4 protein-coding genes and 1 pseudogene are annotated in these 5,175 nt (G+C 68.8%); 2 read left to right on the forward strand and 3 right to left on the reverse strand.

Annotated elements, in window-relative coordinates:
- A pseudogene (locus JHC99_RS17325) lies at positions 1–398 on the reverse strand (hypothetical protein); the annotation flags it as partial.
- A gap of 205 nt (positions 399–603) precedes the next feature.
- On the opposite strand from JHC99_RS17325, the gene JHC99_RS17330 reads away from it, so the two are divergent.
- Both JHC99_RS17330 and JHC99_RS17335 read left to right on the forward strand, forming a co-directional pair.
- Positions 604–996 (forward strand): NADH:ubiquinone oxidoreductase subunit NDUFA12, encoded by a 393-nt coding sequence (locus JHC99_RS17330; protein ID WP_292155902.1) that lies wholly within the window; start codon positions 604–606, stop codon positions 994–996.
- Entirely contained in the window at positions 993–1,655 is a 663-nt protein-coding gene (locus JHC99_RS17335) for a DUF2155 domain-containing protein (RefSeq protein WP_292155898.1), read from the forward strand. Before JHC99_RS17330 ends, JHC99_RS17335 begins: the two co-directional genes overlap by 4 nt.
- Here JHC99_RS17335 and aat read toward each other — a convergent pair.
- Positions 1,622–2,296, reverse strand: a complete 675-nt coding sequence (gene aat, locus JHC99_RS17340) for a leucyl/phenylalanyl-tRNA--protein transferase (RefSeq protein ID WP_292155899.1) — start codon at positions 2,294–2,296, stop codon at positions 1,622–1,624. The genes JHC99_RS17335 and aat overlap by 34 nt on opposite strands.
- Positions 2,297–2,776: 480 nt before the next feature.
- Positions 2,777–5,175: type I DNA topoisomerase (gene topA / locus JHC99_RS17345; RefSeq protein ID WP_292155900.1), on the reverse strand; the 2,399-nt coding region annotated here is incomplete at its 5' end.

The raw sequence follows: 5,175 nt of genomic DNA on the forward strand, positions 1-5,175 counted from the left end.
GGATGGACGCGGGCACCGTCCGTGCGCGCGGCGGCGGGGGCGGCGAGACCCAGCAGGACGGAGGCCATCAGCTCGTCGGCGAAGACCTGGGCCTCGGCCGCGCCCTCGAACACCCCGACCGCGCGGCCCCAGGCGGTCAGGCGGGCGGCCCAGTCACAGAGGGCCCCGTCCAGCACAGCCTGACGCATCACGGCCTGACCCGGTGCCGGGCGGATGTCGCAGGCGAGGGCGGGACGGTCGGTGGGCAGGGTGTCGGCCCAGTCCAGCCAGGCCTCGACCCGGGCGTCGGTCCAGCCGTCAGGGGCTACGGTGTCGACGACCGTCGCCGCGCGCTCGACCGAACGCAGGCCGATCGACAGGTCGGCCGTGAGCGGGGCGAAACGGGGGGTGAAGCGCATTCGGGACCGTCTGTGCCGGAAATCCTGAAGCAGACTAGGCCGCAGGCGGGGGCTCTTCAATAGATGTTGCGGGTCGGGGTGGGCTTACCCCCAAGATGTTGATCGTAATGGGCGACCGGTCATGCTGGACGTGGGCCCCTGTGGTTTCTATGATCGCGGACGCGTCGTCGGCCTCCCCGGCGGCCTGGATTCGGGATCGCCTCAGTTGCTCAAGACGATTTTCACCTGGTGGAACGGCGCCACGGTCGGGACCCTGTTCACCATCGCCAAGCGCGGCGTGCTGGTGGGATCCGACGAGTTCGGCAACCGCTATTACGAGAGCCGGGATCACACCAGCTATGACGGACGCAAGCGCCGCTGGGTCGTCTATGACGGCTATGCCGAGGCGTCCAAGGTGGCCCCCGACTGGTACGGCTGGCTGCACTACACCTATGACGCGCCGCCGACCGAGCAGCCGCTGGTGCGCCGCAAGTTCGAGCTGGACTACCGTCCCAACATGACCGGCACCCCCCTGGCCTGGCGTCCGCCCGGCTCGCTGGCCGCCGAGGGCGTGCGCCCGGCCGCGACCGGCGACTATGAGGCGTGGAAGCCCGAATGATGTCGCGCAACGTGGTCCTCGTCGGCGCTGCGGCCCTGGTCCTGTGCGGGCTGGGTGTCGGAGGCGTGGTCGCGGGGGGCTTGCAGGACAGTCCGCCCCAGGACGCACGACCGGTCGATCCGATCGGCGACATCCTGAGGAACGCCCCGCCGGTCGAGGCCGCGCCGGCCGGAACGCCCGCGCCCGCCTCACCGATCGCCATCGTGCCGCCGGCCCCCGTGGTGACCACGGGTGAGCTGGACGAGACGGCCGCCTTGGCTGAAGAAGACGCGGTCAAGTCCGACGCCGAGGTCAAGCCCGCCGAGAAGGTCGAGGAGCCCGAGGTTCCCCTGCCGCGCCAGCGCCGCCGGGTCGCCATCGTCGAGGCCATCGACAAGGTCACGGCCGAGCGAATGCGGTTCGAGGTGGTGGTCGGCGGAAGGCCTGTGCGCTTCAACGGCAGCCTGATCTTCTCGGCCCGCGCCTGCGAGGTCACGGCGCCGAACGAGTCGGTCAATGACGCCGTGGCCTATATGGACATCACTCTCCAGCCCAAGGGCACGGCTGTCCAGGCAGCGCCGCGGCAGATCTTCCGGGGCTGGATGTTCGCCTCCACCCCCGCCGTGAGCGGCCTTCAGCATCCGGTCTATGACGCCTGGGTCGTGGGCTGCAAGGCATAGGTCACGGCGTCCGCGCCTGACAGCGGCCGACCGAGCGAGCCCTTGTCGGGGGTGCAGGTCAGGGACACGGCAAGGCGTTCCAGATAGGCTGCTTGCGGCGTTTCGACCGCTCCGAACTGGCTGAGGTGGTCGGTCAGGAACTGGGCGTCCAGCAGTGTCCAGCCGCCGCGTCGCAGGCGGGCGACCAGATGGACCAGGGCGACCTTGGAAGCATCCCGCTCGCGGCTGAACATGCTCTCGCCGAAGAAGGCGCCGCCCAGCGTGACGCCGTACAGGCCCCCGACCAGCCGCTCGTCCCGCCAGCACTCGACGCTGTGGGCCCGGCCCCGGGCATGGAGTTCCAGATAGAGCCGGCGGATCGGGCCGTTGATCCAGGTGTCCTCCCGGCCCGGAGCGGGCTGGGCGCAAGCGTCGAGGACGGCGGCGAAGGCGGTGTCGATCCGGACGACGAAAGGTTCGGTGCGGACCGTGCGGCGCAGGCGGGACGGAATATGAAATGAATTTAACGGGATAACGCCGCGTTGTTCCGGCTCGACCAGGAATATGCGCGGATCGTCCCGCGCCTCGCCCATCGGGAAGACGCCGGTGGCGTAGCAGTTCAGCAGCGCGTCGGGGCCGAAGCCGCCGAAGGGGTCGGTCAAGGAGTGGGCTTTCGTGGGCGTGTGGGGTTGGTGTCGGCGGACTGTCCGGACTCAAAAAACAGAGTCCGAAGAGTCCGATGAGTCCGGACTCAAAAACAGAGTCCGAGGAGTCCGAGGAGTCCGGATCCTGTGAACTCGGGTGCCGTGGGTGGGACCTCTCTGGATGTGAACGTCGGCGGACCACCAGCTTACCACAGCCGGGGACGGCGCCAGGTCGAAGGGCTCAACATCGAGGCAATCCGTTGTGGAGCAAGGGGTTCGAGCCGCGAAGTTGCGAAGTTGGCGCTGTTCTTCTCCCGCGTAGCGGGGGAAGTGTCGCGTCCCTGAGCGCAGCGAAGGCTGCGACGATGGGGGTCGTTTGATGCAAAGCGAAGAAGCCAGACTTCCCCCATCGACCCTGGATCGCTTCGCGATCGACGGGCCTGAGGACGGCTCGTATACGAGCCGCCCGCAGCCCCCGCTGTGCGAGGGAAGAAGAGTCTACGCCGTCGCCTTCTTCTTCGCCGGGGCCTTCTTGGCGGCGGGCTTCTTCGCTGCCGCAGGCTTCTTGGCCGGAGCCGCTTTCTTTGCGGCGGCCTTCTTGGCCTTGGGAGCGGCGGCGGCGCGGGCGGCTATGAGGGGGAGGGCGTCCTCCAGCGTCAGGTCTTCGGGGGCCATGCCCTTTGGCAGGGTGGCGTTGACCTTGCCGGATTTGACGTAGGGACCGAAACGGCCGGCCATGACGTGGATCGGCTCGCCGGTCTCCGGGTGGGCCCCGAGGTCCTTGAGTGGGGCGGCCGCCTGTCCGCGACCGGCGAACTTGCCCGCGCGCTTGTCGGCCAGCAGGGTGACGGCGCGGTTCAGACCGACCTCGAACACCTCGTCGATGTCGGCCACATTGGCATAGGTGCCGGCGTGGAGCACGAAGGGACCGTAGCGGCCCAGACCGGCCGTGATCGGCTTGCCGTCCTCGGGGTGGATCCCGACCTCGCGGGGCAGGGCCAGCAGGCGCAGGGCCTGATCCAGGGACAGGGTCGCAGGCGACCAGCCCTTGGGCAGGGACGAGCGTTTGGGCTTGTCTTCGCCGGCGACGGCGGTCTGCACATAGGGGCCGAAGCGGCCGATCTTGAGCTCGACCGGCAGGCCGGTGACGGGGTCGAGGCCCAGGTCGCGGTCGCCCCCGGCCTCGGCGCCTTCGGCATTCGAGCCCGCGCCGAAGCCGCGAGTGTAGCGGCATTCGGGATAGTTGGAGCAGCCGACGAAGGACGACTTCATCTTGAAGCTGGCCTTCAGGTGCAGGCGGCCGGACTTGCACAGGGGGCACAGGCGGGGGTCGGCGCCGTCACCCTTGTCCGGGAACAGGAAGGGACCGATGGCGCTGTCGAGCTCGTCGATCACCCCCTGGCGCTCCAGGACGGCAGCGGTGGCGGGCTTCAGCTTGGACCAGAACTCGCGCAGCAGGGCCTTCCAGTCGGCGTCGCCGGCGGAGACCTCGTCGAGCTGGGTCTCCAGGGCGGCGGTGAAGTCGTACTGCACCCACTGGCCGAAGAACTGCTCCAGGAAGGCGGTGACCAGGCGGCCGTTGTCCTCGGGGATGAAGCGGTTCTTGTCCATGCGGACGTATTCGCGGTCGCGCAGGGTGGTCAGGATGGAGGCGTAGGTCGAGGGGCGGCCGATGCCGAGCTCTTCCAGCTTCTTGACCAGGGTGGCTTCCGAGAAGCGGGGCGGGGGCTCGGTGAAATGCTGGTCGGTGCGGATGGCGTCGACCTTGGCCTTGGCGCCCTCCTTCAGGGCCGGGAGGCGGGCGGTGTCGTCGTCCTCTTCGGTCTCGGTGCCCTTCTGCTTTTCGTCTCGGCCCTCCTCATAGACGGCGAGGAAGCCGTCGAAGGTGACGACCTGGCCGGTGGCGCGCAGGCCCGTCTGGCCGTCCGGGGTCTCGACGTCGACCGTGGTGCGGTCGAGGCGCGCGGCCTCCATCTGGGAAGCGACCATCCGCTTCCAGATCAGCTCGTAGAGGCGTTGCAGGTCGGATTCGAGACGCAGGCTGTCGGGGCGGCGGGCGATATTGGTCGGGCGGATCGCCTCGTGGGCTTCCTGGGCGTTCTTGGCCTTGGTCTTGTAGTAGCGGGCCTCGGCCGGGACGAAGGCGGGGCCGAAGGTGTCGCCGATCACTTCGCGGGCCTGGGCGATGCCCTCCGGCGTGGTCTGGACGCCGTCGGTCCGCATATAGGTGATCAGGCCGCCGGTCTCGTCGACGCCTTCGTACAGCTTCTGGGCTGCGCGCATGGTGCGTTGGGCGTCGAATCCGAGCTTGCGCGACGCCTCCTGCTGCAGGGTCGAAGTGGTGAAGGGGGGGGAGGGGAAGCGGCGGACCGGCTTCTTCTCGATCGACTTGATGGTGAAGTCGCCGGCCTTGATGGCGTCGCGGGCCGCATGGGCCACGGCCTCTGACGGGATGTCAAGGCGCTGGACCCGCTTGCCCTCGTGCTTGACCAGGCGGGTGGTGAAGGGCGGGCTGTCTGCGGCGAGATCGGCCTCGATCGACCAGTATTCCTGGGGCCGGAAACGTTCGATCTCCAGCTCGCGATCGACGACGATGCGCAGCGCGACCGACTGCACGCGACCGGCCGAGCGGGCCCCGGGCAGCTTTCGCCACAGCACCGGTGACAGGGTGAAGCCGACCAGATAGTCGAGCGCGCGGCGGGCCAGATAGGCCTCGACCAGTTCCATGTCGAGCTGGCGCGGGGCGGCCATGGCTTCGAGCACGGCCGACTTGGTGATGGCGTTGAAGGTGACACGCTCGACGTGGGTGTCCTTGAGCGCCTTCTTCTTGTTCAGGACCTCGAGCACATGCCAGCTGATGGCCTCGCCCTCGCGGTCGGGGTCGGTGGCCAGGATGA

This window comes from Brevundimonas sp. (assembly GCF_016463485.1).
Lineage (GTDB): Bacteria > Pseudomonadota > Alphaproteobacteria > Caulobacterales > Caulobacteraceae > Brevundimonas.